Origin of the sequence: Deinococcus cellulosilyticus NBRC 106333 = KACC 11606 (assembly GCF_007990775.1) — a bacterium.
GTDB lineage: Bacteria > Deinococcota > Deinococci > Deinococcales > Deinococcaceae > Deinococcus_C > Deinococcus_C cellulosilyticus.
Genome location: NZ_BJXB01000003.1, coordinates 193,198 through 208,020, shown reverse-complemented (window position 1 = coordinate 208,020; position 14,823 = coordinate 193,198). Strand labels below are relative to the sequence as shown.

The following is a 14,823-nucleotide window of genomic DNA, read 5'->3' as shown; positions in this document are numbered from 1 at the left end:
AGCCCCGAACTTTCGGGGCTTCTTCTTTTGGGTTTTTGTTTTGAAGAATTACTGGTTGTTGGTGCTGCCAGAGTCTTTGTTCTCGGTGCCCGTGGTGCCAGAATCTTTGTTCTCGGTGCCACTGGTTTCGCCACCGGAGTTGGTGCCACCAGCAGAACCGGAATCCTTCTGGGAGTCTTCCAGGGTTTTGGGGTTGGCGGCGTCCACTTCGGTCTGCTGGGCTTTCAGGATGTCCTGCAGCTTGTTTTCGACTTTCAGCTTCTTGCGCTCGGCGGTGATGAAGGCCTGGCCTTTCTGGCTGATCTTCTGTTGCAGCACCTGCTCGCGGATGTCGTCATGCACTTCTGCGAGGGTCTTCACGCTGGGTTTGACCAGATCGGAAACGTAAGCCACCACGAACTTCTTGTCCACTTCCAGAACGTCGCTGACGCTGCCTTCCCCTGCACCGGTGAGGCGTCCGGATTTGAAGATGCTCTGCAGGATCACGGGGCTCACGTTGCTGCTGGTGTCGGTGACGGTTCCAGTCTCGTTGACGGTGGCTCCAGCCTTGCCTGCGTCCTTGGTGAAGTCCTTGCCGCCCTTGACGAAGCTGTCACGGAAGGCCAGGGCCTTGTTCTTGTCCTTGAAGGAGGCTTCCTTCAGGCTGGCACTGCCAGGAACAGCGTACTGGGTCTGGTTCTGCTTGTAGAAGGCTTCAATTTCTGCCTCGGTGACGGTTTCGTTGCGGCCCTGGTAGGCGACGAGTTCAGCTTCCAGCTGGGCACGGCCCCCGATGAAGGGCTGGTTCAGCTTCTTGGCGATCTCCACAGCGGCGTACTGGTTGATCAGGCTTTCCACGGCCTGGGGCTTGAAGAACTGGTTGACGAAGCTCTCTGCCTGGGCGTTGCCGGGCTGAATGAACTGGGAGATCTGCTGGTTGCTGTAGAGGGTGTTGAGGACCTCGGAGTACTTGACGTTCTGCTTGTCCACAACAGCGACAATGGGGTCTTCCACCTTCCATTTGCTGTCGATGAACTCGACCTTGGCATTCTTGACGACGCTTTCCTGCCAGGCTTCAACAACCTGGGCTTCTTTGAAAGCCTTGGCCCTGGTCATCACATCATTTTTGGCCTCGTCAAAGGTTTTGGCTGCAGCAGGGAGGATTTTTTCCACCTTGACGATGTAGAAGTTGCTGCCATCTTTGATCACATCGGTGAGGCCTGGGGCTTTCAGGGCGAAGACCGCCGTGGACACAGCTTCAGGGAAGGCGAGTTTTGCCACTTCCTTGGGCTCTGTTTCCGTACCGGTTGCACCCACCGCACCTGCCGTCTTGGCAAGATCACCTGTGTTGTTCTCGGTGGCCAGTTTGGCGAAGTCTGCGCCAGCCCTGGCCTGCTTGAGCAGGTCTGCAGCCTTGGCCTGGTCTTTCACCACGATCTGGCGGGCCACCACACGGGGTTCAGACTTGAACTGGTCCTTGAAGGCCTCGTAGAAGAGTTTCGCTTCGGGGTCGGTCACGGTTGCACTGGCCTTGACCTCCTCGGAGCGCTTCTGGATGCGCAGGTTGTTTCTCAGGTCCTCGCGCAGTTTGGGTTCGGTGGTCTGCAGCTGGTTGGTGACAAATTCACGCCATTTCTGACGGTCCTGCAGGTTGTTGGCCTTGCGGTAGTCATCAATGATCTTCTGCACTTCGCTGTTGGCGATTTTCACGCTGGAGGCATCGTCTTTCAGGGCAGCTTCCTGAATCAGGTAGCTGACCATCACACGCTTCAGGTCATCCCCGATCATGCCTTCGGTGTTGTTGAAGATGGCAGAGCGGCTCTGGAACGCCTTGATGTCCTCTTCGGTGACGGTCTGGTCATTGACCTTGAAAGCCGGTGTTCCGTCGTTCTGGGAGAGGCCCCCTTGCTGCAGGTAAGGCAGGAAGGTGAAGGTCATTCCTCCGAGCAGGGCAAACGCGACAACACCGAGGGCGATCCTCACGCCCAGGCTTTTACTTGGTTGTGTTTCCGATTTCACTTGACTTCCTCCTGGTCATCGTGCTACTTTACCTTCTGCCCTGCACCCGTAGCTCAGCCGGATAGAGCGTTGGCCTCCGGAGCCAAAGGTCACAGGTTCGAATCCTGTCGGGTGCGCCATCAACACCACGCTTCGCGTGGTGTTTTTCATGTTCAGACACCACGCCATGCAAGGTGTTTTTCTGGACGACCCCCACGCAGATCGTGGTGTTGGGATCAGGCAGTTTGCACACACGCAGAAGATTCTAGCACCTTTAGATGAAAAGCTTGAAAAGATGTGCGGATGCTTGATCCTGCAACGACAGTCACGGATGTTACATGCGTTTGAGAACCCGAAAGCAAAGAGAGCGATCTCCAAATGATCTTGCAGCGTCTGCAAAGTGCCGCTGCTTTGTCTGGTCTCCCTGAACTTTCTTCCCCCATCAATCCCGGTAGAGTGAACATATGCTAGACGACCACAGCCGCAAAGAACTTGACACCTCAAACCTGCATGATGCCCTCGAGGGCCTGCCTGGCAGCTATGCTGGACCCCGCAAAATCCTGACCCAACCCTATGGAGCCGTGGGTTATGAGGAGGGGGCTCTGGCCCTGCGCCTCACCAGCTTCATTGAAAAGACTGTGGTGGCCCAGGGAACCCAGTTCCTGCTCGGGAACGTGCACGACCCTGAAGGGGAGGACCTCGTGAACATCGCCGAGGCCAGTGGAGCCCAGGTGCAGCGTGTGGGGGTCAGCCCAAGCCTGAGGGACCTGGATTACCTGGTGCCCACCCAGCCCCTGAGCCTCTACACCTACACCCAGTACCTTGCCCACGCCACCGGCAACAGTGAGGAGGCCGAAAAAGCCGATGCCGCCCTGCGCCTGCTGGCAGACCGCTGCACCTTCCAGATCCCCACCGAACAGAACCCTGCCAAGCAACTGGCGTGGTCCCTGTGGACCCGCACTCCCCTGCTGCTGGCTTCAAGAAGCTACGCTCCCTTGATCGGTGCATGGCAGCAACTGCTGGGACGCATTGGGAAGTCCATGAGCGTGCCTCTGGAGCATGAACCCCTCCTCACCCTCTCTGGAGGCTTTGAAGCCCGCCACGAGTCTGGAGATGAGCGTGTGGCCCTGATCCTCGGCGAACCGGATGCTGAAATGCAGCTTGCCCGTGAAATCCTGGAAACCCGCATCGATGAGATCATTCCGGTGCTGCCCCCTGAAAACCTCAGCGATTACGCACGCAACCTGTACCTGTGGTACTTCGGGGCCTGGGTGAGCTATTACCTCGCCCTGACCTACAACCAGGACCCGAAAGACACCAAAGTGGCAGAGTTGCTGAACGCAGACTTCAAGCCCAGGGTCGATGAAGATGACAGTCTGAACTGAAGAGAAGGCAGAAAGCAGAAGGCAATTTAAGCCAGAGCTTAAGCTTTTCTGCTGTCTGCTTTCTGCCCAACTGGTCTTATAGTGGTATGCATGACCCCGAGGATTCGTCTTTACCAGCCTGAGGATCTTGAAGCCCTGTACCACATCTGCCTGAAGACCGGGGACAATGGTGGGGACGCCACCCACCTGTACAGGGACCCGAAGCTGCTCGGGCATTATTATGCTGCCCCTTATGGCGTGCTGTTCCCTGAAACCTGTCTGGTGCTTGAAGATGAAGAGGGGGTCTGTGGGTACATTGTGGGCACCCCGGATTCCCATGTCTTCGAGCAACGCACAGAGGCACACTGGTGGCCTGCCCTCAGGGAACAGTACGCTCTGCCTGGCCCTGAAGACCAGAGCCTGGATGCCCGCATGATCCGTGCCATCCACCGGGGCTATCAGGCGAGAGGGGAAGCAGAGGACTTTCCTGCCCACCTGCACATCGACCTGCTGCCCCGCGCACAGGGAGGCGGAAACGGCAAACGCCTGATGCTGGCCTTTCTGGACCTCCTGCGATCACAGGGCATCAGAGGAGTGCATCTGGGGGTCTCCAGAGACAATCCCCGTGCTGTGGCCTTCTACCATCGCATGGGCTTTCAGACCCTGCAAGAGCATCCCTGGTCGTATGATCTGGGCATGCACCTCTCACCACAATCCGGTCAGTGAGCTCGCATTACCCTGAAGTCAAGGAGGAAGGAACATGGCACAGCGCGACTATGAAGGAGAGGGCATCACCATCCACTGGAACAGCGACATCTGCCAGCACTCGGGCATCTGTGCTCGCGGTCTGGCGTCGGTTTTTCAGCCGAAAGAACGCCCATGGATCAAAATTGAGAACGGCACGGCCCAGGAGATCAGTGCAGTCATTGACCAGTGTCCTTCTAAAGCACTGGCTTACACGTTGAAGTAGATCCCCTTGCTCTGCCCCCCTGCTCCTCATTTCATTTGGAGCTGTCCCCCCACAAAGTTGAGGGGGGACAGTGCAAGAGGAGCGTGCACAGGGGGGACTAAACCAGTTCCGACAGCCTGTGAATCAGGGGCCTGAGGATGGCCCGTTTCAGTTTCAGGCTGCTGCGGGCCACCACAAAGCGGGCGCTGGACTGGGCGATGGTTTCGACTTCTTCCAGGTTGTTGGCTTTCAGGGTGCTTCCGGTTTCCACAATGTCCACAACTGCGTCGGCAAGGCCAGTGAGGCAGGCCAGTTCGATGTTGCCGTTCAGTTTGATGACCTCTGCGGTGGAGCCTTTTTCCCGCAGGTACTGGGCGGCCACGTGGGGGTACTTGCTGGCGACCCGGTTGATGGGACCGTTTGCCCCTTTTTCACGGATCAGGGCCAGACGGCATGCACCGTATTTCAGATCGAGGGGTTCAAAGATGTCCCGGCCTGCTTCGAGCAGCACGTCTTTCCCGACAATGCCTGCATCTGCAACACCGAGGTCCACGTAGGCGGGAACATCGCTGTTGCGCAGTTCAAGCAGGGTGATGGGGCCGAAGTGGTGCCTGAGGAGGCGGCTTTTTTCGGGGATGGTGAGGGGGAGTCCTGCTTTGCGCAGGAGTTCAATTCCGGTTTCCATCACCCGTCCTTTGGGGAGGGCGAGGGTCAGGGTCAGGCCTTCGGGGATGTGCAGTTGGTCACTCATAAGGTTTCAGGGCAAGGACGACAGCCATCCAGTGGTCTCGCCACAAACAGTCTACGTGCATGAAGCCTGCCTGTTGCAACACATTCAGGTAAACATCTAGGGGTTCACAGATGTTGCCCTGTGCCGCCTGGGCCTGCTCGTCCTGCAAAATCCAGTCTGGCACCTGCGCTTCAGGGATCTGTTTGACCCGTGCCCGTTCCAGCGAAATCAGGCGGTGGGTGTGCGGGGTGGCCCCTGCAATGTGGTCTCCAATCACCAGCACACCTCCCGGCCTGAGCGCCTGAAAGGCCTGCTGGAAGCTGAAGAGTTTGTCCGGGGCATGGTGAAGCGCCATGCTGCTCACGATGGCATCCAGAGGCTCTGGGGCGCTCCAGGGCCGGGTGAAGTCCAGCAGCCTGAAAGAGACCTGCTCTGCCGTGATTTCAGACTGTGCAAGGGAAAGCATCTCTTCTGCCCCATCTGTGGCCTCGATTCGGGAGAAAAACCCCGAATCCAGCAGCACCTTTGTAAAATCTCCGCTGCCTGCCCCGAGTTCCAGCACCCTGCCACCCGCAGGAATCAGGGCACGCAGGGTGTCCAGCATCACCTCAAACATGCGTGCTTTGCGGGGAGGATCAAAAGCATGCTGGGTGTGGTAGCGTCTGGCCCGGTCTGGATCATGGTACGCCCGGATGGCATCTGTCATGGGTGCAGTCTAGCGATCACAACGGGGCAGCGCAAAGCGTGAAATGGCTGATGGAGATGAGCCATCAGCATTCAGCGGTCAGCCATCAGCAAAAAACCACCTGATGCTTTCGCCACAGCCTGCAGCAGCCCTGGAGTCTGTCCTGAAGGAAAATGATGCTCCTGGTGTTCTGGCCTGTTCTGCAGATTGCAGGTCTTTTGAGGCTGAAAGCTGACGGCTGATGGCTGATGGCCCCTCGAATCAACCAACCTTCAGCAAGACAGAAGACTGGCCGTTCATTTCCGGACAGCAGCAAAAATGGCATGGTTGTGCTCCTGCCAGAGTTGCCCGGCCATGAATCCGGCCCGTTCGAGGTGATTCAGCAAGCGGGATGCCGTTTCCAGGTGTTTGCCAGACTGGCGGTTCCAGGCCTCGGTTTTCTGGGCCACTTCCGCCACTTCCTCTGGCAGGGGATGACGCTTCAACCAGCGGCGGGCATTTTCGTAATCGAACAGTGAAGCCTGTAAAGGATGGTCTGGAGCGATTTTGTCTGCAAAGACCAGCACACCACCCCGGGGAAGCAGGGCGTGGATTTCTCTGAACAGGCGGGATTTCTCAGGATGGTAGTGAAAAGTCAGGCTGCTGACCACACCCCGAATGCCCGAGAAAGACTGGCTCCAGTCTGGGTCAAAGTAGTCCAGCAGCTGAAAGGGCACACTTGGCATGCTGTTTCGGGCAACAGAGAGCATCTCTTCTGAGCCGTCGGTGGGCAGCACTTCTGCAAAGTGGTTGAGTTCCAGAATCTTGCGGGTCAGGTGTCCGGTTCCAGCGCCGAGTTCCAGCACCCTTCCCCCATCAGGCAGGGCGTCTCTGAGGGTCTGGGCGGTGACCTGCAACATGCGGTCCCGAATGGAACCTGGCTGCAGACCTGCGTGGTAGTCTGCAGCCTTCTCCGGGGTGTTGTAAGCCTGGATGGAGGGTTTCATTCCACCTTTCATTCCACCATTGTCACACCATCAGGGGTGTAAACACGTGAGATGCCCCGCTCTCTGGCATACCTGAGGGTCGCTTCCAGGGTGGTCTCCAGCGAGAATTCGGTGCGGTAACCGTCCTGCCTGGCCCTCTGTGCAGAGGCAAAATCCATGGCGATGGCCTGGGGTTCGGTTCTGCCGGGGGGAGAACCCAGTGCAGCCATCACCCGTTCCAGTCCGATGGCAAAGCCTGCTCCGGGAATTCCAGCGTCGTAACGGCCTCCACCCAGCAGGGGCAGACCGAAGTCAGGGGTGTAGGCCCGGAAGGTCAGACCCGAGTAATAGCTGTACCGACGGGACATGCCAAGGTCGAGCAGGTGGTCTGCGCGTCCTGTGAGCTCCACCACTTCCCGCACGTGACCCAGGGCTTCTCTGGCAGTGTCATTTCCAGCGATGGTCAGGGCCTCATCGAGAATCTCGGTACCACCATACAGGTCGGGGAGGCGCAAAATGCGTTCCTCCAGGGGTCCGGTGATGCCCTGTTTTTCCAGCTCTGCACGCAGTTCAGGGGTGGCCTTGCGGTCAATGATGTTGTGCAGCACATTCAGGCTCTCTTCTGGCAGGCCTGTTTCCTCCAGCACGCTGTGCACAAAACCCGGATGGCCGAGTTCCAGTTCATAACGCACACCCAGTCGGTCCAGTGCGTCAAGCGCCATCATGATCAGTTCTGCATCCGCTCTGGGAGAGGACACCCCCACCAGTTCCACCCCCACCTGGGTGAATTCCCGCATGCGTCCCAGTTCACTGCTCATGGAGCGGAGCCACAGGGAACCCGCGTATTGCAGGCGAATCGGAAAAGGATGGCTGGAGAGGTCAGTGCGGATCAGTTTGCCCACGGCGGTGGTGTATTCACTGCGCAGGGCCAGCACCATCCCATCTCTGTCCACCAGTTTGAAGGCCCGGTCAGACAGAGGATGGCTGGGATCATGGACTTCTAAAGCAGGGGTCTGCACAGCCTGGTAACCCCAGGTGCTGAACACCTCCTGGATGTTGTGTTTCAGAGACTCACGCCACTCCCACTCGGGGGGGAGCACAAAACGCGTTCCGTCAGGAATGATGGGCAAGGTCAACCTCCAAGAGCCCATGATACCCGTTCCCTGTCAGAAGCGTGGGTGGGGTGATATGGGCAAATCAGACCGGGGGCAGAAGGAAGATGTAGGGGCGGGCCGCTGGCTCACCCCCCTCCTGACAGGAATCTGGATGGTCTTGATCAGACAACCCACAAAAAAAGGATGGGCCAGAAACCCATCCCCTTAATTTTCTGAATCCTTTTCCCCTTCCCTGACCTCAGGTTTTGGAGGTGAAGGGCGTTTGCGGCGTCTGGCTGCGGTCTGCAGCACCATCACGGCCAGCACCACGGGAATCCCGTACATGATCAGGGCATTGATCACGCCCTGCATGCCTGCCTCCTTGAAGCCCGAATAGATGCCGACTGTGGCGAAGGCGATCAGGATGATGTACAGAAAGGTGTTGTTGCCAGACATGGAGCCTCCAGAAGCTTTGGGGTGCTTTTGCAATCATGTTAGCAAACGCTGTCAGAACGTTTTCTTTCCACACATAGACCTGAGAGGGTCGACTCCAGATCTTCAAGCGCAACCTGCTGTTTTTCTCCGGTCTGTCTGGTGATGAGTTCCACCAATCCTTCCTGGATGGTCTTTCCAACCACCACACGGAAAGGGATGCCGATCAGGTCTGCGTCTTTGAATTTGACTCCGGCCCGTTCGTCCCGGTCATCCAGCATCACTTCCAGGCCTGCTGCTTTCAGGTCCTGATACAGCTGCAGGCCTTTTTCAGCCTGCTCTGACTGTCCCATGTTCGCCACCGTGAGGATGACCTGATACGGTGCTGCTGCCAGTGGCCAGATGATGCCCTGCTCATCGTGGGATTGCTCGACAATGGCCTGGGCCAGTCGGGTGATGCCCATGCCGTAACAGCCCATGAGGGGGACCTGCTCCTGTCCCTGGGCATCCAGGTAACGGAGTCCCAGTCGGTCTGCATATCGGTTCCCAAGCTGGAAGATGTGGCCCACCTCAACCCCTCTGGCACTGAGCAGGGTCTGCTCCGGGTCGTGTTTGGCACGGTCTCCTGCTTTTGCCATCCGCACATCTGCGAGGTACCCGAGCTGGAAATTTCCACCCCAGTTGGCTCCGTAAACGTGGTGGTCAGTCTCGTTGGCTCCGGTCACAAAGTTTTCAAGTTCTGAAACCGTGAAGTCGGTGATGCGGGCAAACTGACCATGCACCCCCTCCCTGAAGGCGATCAGGCTGTCCGGGAGGTCCGGGGCGATGTAGCCCAGCGGCAGTTCTCCTGTGGTCCATTCCTTGAGCTGATCTGCATCTGGCACCTCCAGACTTTGCAGGCTTCCCAGTCCACTGAACATCTCGGAAAGCACGTTGGAGAGTTTGGTGGGGTTCACATCCTGATCTCCACGGATGCTGACCAGCACTGGAACCAGTACGCCACTTGAGAAAATCGCCTGATAGAGCACGTTTTTGACCACCTGCGTGGGGTCACAGTCCATGAAGTCACACAGGGTGGCAATGGTCGGGGTTCCCGGGGTGTGGTGTTTGTGGTGTTCGGTGAATCTGGACGGAACCGCCGGACTGAAGATGGATTCTGCCTTTTCCACATTGGCGGCGTACTGGCCGTCTGCAGTGTAAAGCACCTCGTCTTCTCCCGCCTGGGTCAGGACCATGAATTCCCGGCTCTTTTTGCCACCCATCGCACCAGAGTCTGCTTCCACAGCCACCACTTTGATGCCCAGGCGTTCAAAGACCCGTTCGTAGGCCTGTCCAATCTGCTGGTAGGTGTCCTCCAGGGACTGTGCCGAGGTGTGAAAGGAGTACCCGTCTTTCATGATGAACTCGCGGGAGCGCATCAGGCCAAAACGGGGCCGGATCTCGTCCCGGAATTTGGTCTGGATCTGGTACAGGTGCACCGGATACTGGCGGTAGCTGCGCAGCACGTCTTTCACAGCCAGGGTCACGGCCTCCTCATGGGTCGGGGCGAGCACCTGTCCCCTGTTCTGGCGGTCCTGAAAGTGAAACAGGATGCCCTCTGCACGGTAGGCTTCCAGACGCCCGGACGCTTCCCAGACTTCATCGGGGTGCATCTGGGGAAGCAGGCACTCCTGGCCTCCGATGCGGTCCAGTTCGTCTCTCACGATGGCTTCAATTTTGTGGATCACCCGTTGCATCAGGGGCAGCAGGCTGTAGGACCCTGATCCCAGGCGGCGGATATACCCGGCCCGCACCAGAAGCTGGTGGCTGCGAATGTCGGCGTCGCTCGGAACTTCACGAAGGGTGTAAAAAAAAGACTGGCTGAGTCTCATTGTTTCTCCTGAAAATCATGTGCTCCTGCCATTGTGGGGGCAGAAGGAGGAAATCAAAGGCACATCACCTACAAAATGTTGCAGAGGGCAACACACGCAGGCCACTTTTCATGAATTGAAAGAAAATTTACCCCCTGCGGGGTGGCGGGCAGTACACCAGAGAAAACCGGGTAAATTGTATACAGTTTTCCCATGTCATGGGTCTATTGTTGGGGAGTCTGGGGAAGATGTCAAGGTGAAAGGCTGAGGGCAATAGCAAAATGACACGCGCAACATGATCAGGAAGGCACAGAGCAAAAGCTGCATCTCCCGCCACAGCTCAAAATGCCCAGGTAGACAGGGGCATCTGGATCGAAGAAATGAACCAACAGATCCACTTGCTTTCTGCTCTGCAAATCCAGCTCCCGCAAACGATCTTTCTGCTCTCAGCCCTCGGCCCTCGGCTTTCTGCTGACCCCTTCTAGCACAGTCACAACCCCTCAAACCCAATTTGTTACACTACTCAAGATGAGTCAGGACAAGAAAGCCCAACAGTTTGGCGTCACCCCACAGAGTGTGGATTTTAACGAGTGGTACAACGAGGTCATCACCAAAGCCGACCTTGCCGATTACAGCCCTGTGCGTGGCAGCATGGTGGTCAAGCCTTATGGACACGCCCTCTGGGAGCGCATTGTGCGCTGGCTGGATGACAAATTCAAAGAGACCGGCCACGAGAGCCTGCTCTTCCCCACCCTGATCCCCATGGGTTTCATCACCAAAGAGGCCGACCATGTGGAAGGCTTTGCCCCCGAGCTTTTCACCGTGACCAAGATTGGCACGGAAGTGCTCGAAGAGCCTTATGTCATGCGTCCCACCAGTGAGACCATCATCGGGCACATGTGGTCCCAGTGGCTGAACTCCTACAGGGATCTGCCTTACCTGCACTACCAGTGGGGCAGCGTGTTCCGTGCAGAGCTGCGCACCAAGCCTTTCCTGCGCACCGCTGAATTCTTCTGGCATGAGGGGCACACCGCCCACGAAACCGAGCAGGAAGCCCGGAATGAAGTGCAACAGATGCTGAACATCTACCATGTCTTCTGCCGGGACATTCTGGCCCTGCCTGTGGTGCGAGGCAAGAAAACTGCTTCAGAGCGTTTCGCGGGTGCTGTGGACACCTTCTCCATCGAGGGCATGATGCGCGACGGTAAGGCCCTGCAGAGCGGGACCTCCCACTACCTGGGCCAGAACTTCGCAAAAGCCTTCGAGGTGAAATTCCAGGGCCGCGACCAGAAGGAGCACTACGTGCACACCACCTCCTGGGCGATCTCAAGCCGCATCATCGGTGCCCTGATCATGACCCACGGGGACGACAAGGGCCTGCAGATGCCCCCCAACATCGCCCCCATTCAGGTGGTGATTGTGCCCGTGACCCGCAAGGACAACACCGAGCAGATGTTCGAGGCTGCAGACCAGATTGCCGATGAACTGAAAGCTCTGGGTGTCCGGGTGAAGGTGGACAAGCGCGAAGGCCTCTCCAATGGCTTCAAGTACAACGACTGGGAGCTCAAAGGGGTGCCTGTGCGTCTGGAAGTTGGTCCCCGCGATCTGGAGCAGGGTGTGCTGGTGGTCAAGAACCGCACCCACGGTGACAAGGAAATCCTGCCCCGGGAAGAGGTCATCTCCGGCATGCCTGCAAGGCTGCAGGAGATCCAGCAGTTCCTGTTCAAACGTGCCGAGGACTTCCTGCTGGAGAACACGGTTCCAGTGGACACCTTCGAGCAGTTCAAGACCGAAATTGACAACAACAAGTGGGTGCTGGCCCACCACTGCGCCGATGCTGCCTGCGAGGCCAGCATCAAGGAAGAAACCAGAGCCACCACCCGCAACGAACCCCTCTCAGAAGGCGAGTACTTCAATCAGGAGAGCACCGGAACCTGCGTGAAGTGCGGCAAACCCTCGGGTTACAGCAAGCGCATCCTGTTTGGCCGTCAGTACTGAGCGGATCAGACAAAAAACCCGTCCAGCCGGGCGGGTTTTTTGTTTTCAATGACCATTTGAACACAAAAAAACCAATACGCTCTTCATTTCATTGATCACTCACCAGCCTGAAGAGGTTACGAAATGTCACCTGCTTCCCAGTCACCTCGATCACCATTTTCTTAAAACGCATCAGAAACTGAACCCCCACCCTTACAACCTCACCTTGCAAAAAGAGGTCTGTGTCTGCCCAGATTTCTTGAGGCGTTGGCGGAATCACCCTGCCCCCAATCCGCAAACCCGTTTCGGGATCATATCCGCTCCAGTGTCCCTCTGGCAGTCTAAGGTCAGCGACATACTGCTTAAACTCTTCATGGTAAGGTTGCAATTCCATTCTTGTGGACTCCAGCAGTTGGACGCGCGACATGAATCCATTATCGCCTGATTGCCCTGGTCATGCAAAACCCAGAAAAACAGGCCAGAATTTTCTGGCCTGCACTGACAAACCTGCTGAAATCAGTGGCCCTGTTCCTGCAGTTTCAGCACTTCCTGAATGGCATTCTGAAAGTGCTCCGGAGGCATCGCTCCAGAGGCCACCGCGTAACCATTCACGATGAAGAGTGAGATTATTCCACTGGCATTTTATCCAGCTGCCTGACTTCCAAAAACACCTTCCCAGACGTATTGACCATGACAAAGATGCCTTGCTCTTTCACAATATTGGTCAGACTGGTGTCACTTTGCAGCAGGGCCCTGAGTCTTGCGGCCCAGTCCACAACATCGAGGGTGAGTTTGGGGGTGGTGCGTGCCTGCAGGGCCTCACGCGCCTGGTCGAGGTCTCTCTTTTTGGCTTCCAGGTCGTCCAGGCTGATGATGCCCTTTTCATATGCAGCATAGGCCCTGTCCCATCTGCGTTTGAGTTCTGCCTTTGCAGCTTCCAGGTCGGGCTCTGGGAACTCCGGAGTCTGGATTCTGATGTGGGTGCTGATCACATGCTCAGGACGTTCCACCAGGGCCCTGAGCATGGTCCAGACTGTTTCATGGATGTCTGCAGCAGGGTAGTGGGTGCTGTGGCCACATTCGCGTTTCCGGGTGTGCTTGCTGTGGCCACAGGTGTAATAGAGCAGTCGCGTGCCGTCCTTCCTCACACGTGCGTCTTCCAGGCCGGTCATGGCGTGCTGACACACATCACACTTAATGTTTCCTGTCAGGGGAAAGCGGTCGGTCCTGTTGCCTCTGGCATTGCCATTTGACTTGCGGGTTTTGACTGCAGCCTGCACAGCCCACCAGATCTCAGGCTTGACGATCGCGTCACAGGGCAGGACGTGCTGTGTCCCTCCAGGGATCTTGAAGTGGTATTCCCCACGGTACAGGGGATTTCTCAGCAGTCGGTTCAGAGATGACACATGCCATCTGCTTTCCCCTTCCGGAGAGAGGACCCCTGCCAATTCCAGCCGGTCAATGATCTGCCTGCCCCCCATCCGGAGGGCCATGCTGTAGATCCAGCGCACATGCTCAGCTTCCACCGGGTTGATCTTTCCTGCAGACCATCCGTAGGCATCTATTGGCTTGGCAAATTCGCCCCTGGCCACCTTTGCCGCACGTCCGGAGATCAACCGGCGCACAATGCGCTTGCGTTCATTGCTGGCCAGAATCGCCTTGAAACCGAAAGCCAGTTCCTTGCTTTCGTCGTCTGGATCGTAGCGTCCGTCTCTGGCCCCGTGCACCTCCAGGCCTGCAGCAAGCAGCTGATCACGCAGGGCATAAGCTGCAGGGACAGCCCTGGCCAGTCGGTCCACATCCGGGATCACCACCAGGTCAAACTCATCCTGACGGGACAGCAGGGACTGGAGTCCCGGACGCTGCATGCTGGTGCCGGTGATCGCATCACTGAAGGTGGCCACCAGTTGATAGCCCTGCTGCTTGATGTAGGCCTCACAGTCAGCCTTCTGTGCGTCGAGGCCATAACGGGTGGTCTGGATCTCTGTGGAGACCCGAAGGTAGATGGCCGCACGCATGCTAAATCCCTTCAGTGCTTATCATTCACACCTACAAAAGATAGCGTTTCATTTGAACAAGTATCTTCAACACACAAGGTTGCAAAAAGCTTGAGACCATATGGATTTTTGTCTGCTGAAAGGTATTGATCAACTGCCATTAAAACCGATGTAATCACCTTAGATCCTTGGACCAAGACAGTTCCAGAATTTGGAGGTAAGCTTACTGCTGGAGCAGCATAGTTCAAGGTCATTTCAACCAGACTCGTATCTACCGCTTGTGTGGAAGAAAAAGATGTTACAAGCTTTTGTGGGAAGCTCCGCCAAAAATTCTTGTCTGTCACAAAATACTTGAAGGGAAGAATGACAAAATTTCTGCTTCGATTCTTCTGGACATATTCTGTAATCTCAAACTTTCCATATCCGTCTTTGTTGACTTCTTCAAAAGACGGGTTGAAAATCCCTCCACGCTTTTCCAGGTAACTTGCCTGCGTGTGGAGGTATAGCACTCCATAATCAATGGGAGTTTCCAGCACCAGAACACAGGAGTTCTCACCCACCATCAGTTGGTTGCGTGTGAAGCCGTTCTGGTCTGTGCAACTGAGAGTGCTTTTTAAGCCATACTGAAGTTTACTTTTCAGCGTCTGAGACTCATTAAACTTGTTGATGGATGTTGCCAACTCTGCTTGCTGCGCAGGAGTGCAGGCAGACAACAAAAGTAACGCGGCACTCAGTATAGGTTTCCTCATGCTCCCTCCGGTACTGGTGTTCATGCTAGCACCAGAAGGCGAGTTTATATATCC

14 protein-coding genes and 1 tRNA gene are annotated in these 14,823 nt (G+C 56.6%); 5 read left to right on the top strand and 10 right to left on the bottom strand.

The window, feature by feature from the left end:
• Positions 1-48: 48 nt before the first annotated feature.
• Positions 49-1,998 carry a peptidylprolyl isomerase gene (locus DC3_RS04860; protein ID WP_146882813.1) on the bottom strand — a complete coding sequence of 650 codons (1,950 nt, stop codon included), beginning with the start codon at positions 1,996-1,998 and terminating at the stop codon, positions 49-51.
• A gap of 42 nt (positions 1,999-2,040) precedes the next feature.
• On the opposite strand from DC3_RS04860, the gene DC3_RS04855 reads away from it, so the two are divergent.
• From DC3_RS04855 to DC3_RS04840, 4 genes are all read left to right on the top strand, one after another.
• A tRNA-Arg gene (locus DC3_RS04855) sits at positions 2,041-2,117 on the top strand.
• Positions 2,118-2,441: 324 nt separating this feature from the next.
• Positions 2,442-3,362 carry an SIS domain-containing protein gene (locus tag DC3_RS04850; RefSeq protein ID WP_146882812.1) on the top strand — a complete coding sequence of 307 codons (921 nt, stop codon included), beginning with the start codon at positions 2,442-2,444 and terminating at the stop codon, positions 3,360-3,362.
• A gap of 90 nt (positions 3,363-3,452) precedes the next feature.
• On the top strand, positions 3,453-4,067 hold the full coding sequence (locus DC3_RS04845) for a GNAT family N-acetyltransferase (RefSeq protein WP_146882811.1): 615 nt from the start codon (positions 3,453-3,455) through the stop codon (positions 4,065-4,067).
• A 34-nt stretch (positions 4,068-4,101) separates the two neighbouring features.
• Positions 4,102-4,311, top strand: a complete 210-nt coding sequence (locus DC3_RS04840) for a (4Fe-4S)-binding protein (RefSeq protein ID WP_146882810.1) — start codon at positions 4,102-4,104, stop codon at positions 4,309-4,311.
• A gap of 97 nt (positions 4,312-4,408) precedes the next feature.
• Here DC3_RS04840 and hisG read toward each other — a convergent pair whose 3' ends face one another.
• The 6 genes from hisG to DC3_RS04810 form a co-directional block, all read right to left on the bottom strand.
• Positions 4,409-5,041, bottom strand: coding sequence for an ATP phosphoribosyltransferase (gene hisG, locus DC3_RS04835; protein WP_146882809.1), 633 nt, complete (start codon positions 5,039-5,041; stop codon positions 4,409-4,411).
• On the bottom strand, positions 5,034-5,726 hold the full coding sequence (locus DC3_RS04830) for a class I SAM-dependent methyltransferase (protein WP_146882808.1): 693 nt from the start codon (positions 5,724-5,726) through the stop codon (positions 5,034-5,036). The genes hisG and DC3_RS04830 overlap by 8 nt, the downstream gene beginning before the upstream one ends.
• A gap of 275 nt (positions 5,727-6,001) precedes the next feature.
• On the bottom strand, positions 6,002-6,691 hold the full coding sequence (locus DC3_RS04825) for a class I SAM-dependent methyltransferase (protein ID WP_186815819.1): 690 nt from the start codon (positions 6,689-6,691) through the stop codon (positions 6,002-6,004).
• 8 nt (positions 6,692-6,699) lie between these two features.
• Positions 6,700-7,800: an ATP phosphoribosyltransferase regulatory subunit gene (locus DC3_RS04820; RefSeq protein ID WP_246130550.1), complete on the bottom strand. Its 1,101-nt coding sequence runs from the start codon at positions 7,798-7,800 to the stop codon at positions 6,700-6,702.
• Between the two features lie 189 nt (positions 7,801-7,989).
• A complete protein-coding gene (locus DC3_RS04815; RefSeq protein WP_146882805.1) occupies positions 7,990-8,220 on the bottom strand; it encodes a hypothetical protein in 231 nt (76 codons plus the stop codon).
• A 38-nt stretch (positions 8,221-8,258) separates the two neighbouring features.
• A complete protein-coding gene (locus DC3_RS04810; RefSeq protein ID WP_146882804.1) occupies positions 8,259-10,067 on the bottom strand; it encodes a proline--tRNA ligase in 1,809 nt (602 codons plus the stop codon).
• 507 nt (positions 10,068-10,574) lie between these two features.
• Here DC3_RS04810 and proS point away from each other — a divergent pair.
• The gene (proS, locus tag DC3_RS04805; RefSeq protein WP_146882803.1) at positions 10,575-12,044 is read left to right on the top strand and encodes a proline--tRNA ligase; all 1,470 of its coding nucleotides are present in this window, start codon (positions 10,575-10,577) and stop codon (positions 12,042-12,044) included.
• Positions 12,045-12,132: 88 nt separating this feature from the next.
• On the opposite strand, the gene DC3_RS04800 is transcribed toward proS, so the two are convergent.
• The 3 genes from DC3_RS04800 to DC3_RS04790 all read right to left on the bottom strand — a co-directional run bounded on the left by DC3_RS04800 (position 12,133) and on the right by DC3_RS04790 (position 14,793).
• Complete coding sequence (locus tag DC3_RS04800) at positions 12,133-12,417, bottom strand: hypothetical protein (protein WP_146882802.1); 285 nt, start codon at positions 12,415-12,417, stop codon at positions 12,133-12,135.
• A gap of 232 nt (positions 12,418-12,649) precedes the next feature.
• Complete coding sequence (locus tag DC3_RS04795; protein ID WP_146882801.1) at positions 12,650-14,041, bottom strand: recombinase family protein; 1,392 nt, start codon at positions 14,039-14,041, stop codon at positions 12,650-12,652.
• Positions 14,042-14,052: 11 nt separating this feature from the next.
• On the bottom strand, positions 14,053-14,793 hold the full coding sequence (locus DC3_RS04790; protein ID WP_146882800.1) for a hypothetical protein: 741 nt from the start codon (positions 14,791-14,793) through the stop codon (positions 14,053-14,055).
• Positions 14,794-14,823 lie beyond the last annotated feature (30 nt).

What these genes read in the sequence shown, in the direction of transcription:
- DC3_RS04830 (WP_146882808.1), bottom strand. Translation starts at nt 5,726, where the DNA reads ATGACAGATGCCATCCGGGCGTACCATGATCCAGACCGGGCCAGACGC.
- DC3_RS04825 (WP_186815819.1), bottom strand. Translation starts at nt 6,691, where the DNA reads ATGAAACCCTCCATCCAGGCTTACAACACCCCGGAGAAGGCTGCAGAC.
- DC3_RS04790 (WP_146882800.1), bottom strand. Translation starts at nt 14,793, where the DNA reads ATGAACACCAGTACCGGAGGGAGCATGAGGAAACCTATACTGAGTGCC.
- DC3_RS04850 (WP_146882812.1), top strand. Translation starts at nt 2,442, where the DNA reads ATGCTAGACGACCACAGCCGCAAAGAACTTGACACCTCAAACCTGCAT.
- hisG (WP_146882809.1), bottom strand. Translation starts at nt 5,041, where the DNA reads ATGAGTGACCAACTGCACATCCCCGAAGGCCTGACCCTGACCCTCGCC.
- DC3_RS04815 (WP_146882805.1), bottom strand. Translation starts at nt 8,220, where the DNA reads ATGTCTGGCAACAACACCTTTCTGTACATCATCCTGATCGCCTTCGCC.
- DC3_RS04800 (WP_146882802.1), bottom strand. Translation starts at nt 12,417, where the DNA reads ATGGAATTGCAACCTTACCATGAAGAGTTTAAGCAGTATGTCGCTGAC.
- DC3_RS04840 (WP_146882810.1), top strand. Translation starts at nt 4,102, where the DNA reads ATGGCACAGCGCGACTATGAAGGAGAGGGCATCACCATCCACTGGAAC.
- DC3_RS04795 (WP_146882801.1), bottom strand. Translation starts at nt 14,041, where the DNA reads ATGCGTGCGGCCATCTACCTTCGGGTCTCCACAGAGATCCAGACCACC.
- proS (WP_146882803.1), top strand. Translation starts at nt 10,575, where the DNA reads ATGAGTCAGGACAAGAAAGCCCAACAGTTTGGCGTCACCCCACAGAGT.
- DC3_RS04845 (WP_146882811.1), top strand. Translation starts at nt 3,453, where the DNA reads ATGACCCCGAGGATTCGTCTTTACCAGCCTGAGGATCTTGAAGCCCTG.
- DC3_RS04810 (WP_146882804.1), bottom strand. Translation starts at nt 10,067, where the DNA reads ATGAGACTCAGCCAGTCTTTTTTTTACACCCTTCGTGAAGTTCCGAGC.